Below are 834 nucleotides of genomic sequence, written 5' to 3'. Positions count from 1 at the left end.
AATACGGTTAGATAGTGGTTTTTTTCAAAAGGATATTTTAGATCATTTAGAGTCTAAACCTATGAACTACATCATTGCTGCTAAGTTTACTGATCCAGTACAAAGATTAGTAGATAGCCAAACCTCTTGGCTAAATGTCGATGAAGGTATCCAAATAAATGATACCTTCTACCAAGCTAAGAATTGGGAAAAACCTAGAAGAGTTATTATTGTAAGACAAAAAATAAGTAAACGCCCACAAGCGCCTGGAAAAACATTAAGTCTGTTTCCAGAAGATGAAATACACAGAAATTACAGGTACTCCGCTTATGTTACAAACTTGGAATGTGGAGCTTATGACGTATGGAAAAACTATCGAGCAAGAGGTGATGCAGAGAATAGAATCAAAGAGCTAAAACAAGATTTTGGAGCAGAATCATTTAATCTAAAAGACTTCTATGCTACCGAAGCTGCCTTGATCTTTGTAATGATTGCTTACAATCTAATGGCTCTTTTTAGAATGTTTGTTTTACAAGAGAAAACACAAAAATCACTTTCTACATTAAGATATAGAACCTTTGCTATTGGAGCTTATTTTGAAAAAACAAATGACACAATCAAGCTTAAAATAGCACTGGTCAAGAAGCGACGAAAATGGTTCGTAGGTTTATGGGATTACCCTTTAGACCTACCTTTAAATATACCTAATGCGTAATACGGGTTAAAATTGGAATGGATTTCAAGACTTATCTTTGGGCTTATTCCTACCCAGGAATCCTATGTTCTTGTGATGGATCGCACCAATTGGAAGTTTGGCAAACAAGACATAAACATCTTAATGCTAGGTATTAGTTA

Annotated in this window: 1 protein-coding gene; it reads left to right on the top strand. The window is 34.7% G+C overall.

What is annotated here, in order from left to right; all coding sequences use genetic code 11:
* Window positions 1-694: transposase (locus tag HX049_RS18405; RefSeq protein ID WP_286417832.1), on the top strand; the 694-nt coding region annotated here is incomplete at its 5' end.
* Window positions 695-834: the final 140 nt, after the last annotated feature.

Origin of the sequence: Myroides odoratimimus (assembly GCF_030326305.1) — a bacterium.
GTDB classification, from domain to species: Bacteria; Bacteroidota; Bacteroidia; order Flavobacteriales; family Flavobacteriaceae; genus Flavobacterium; species Flavobacterium odoratimimum_A.
The sequence above is the reverse complement of the archived record's forward strand: the minus strand, read 5'-3'. Positions and strand labels throughout refer to the sequence as shown.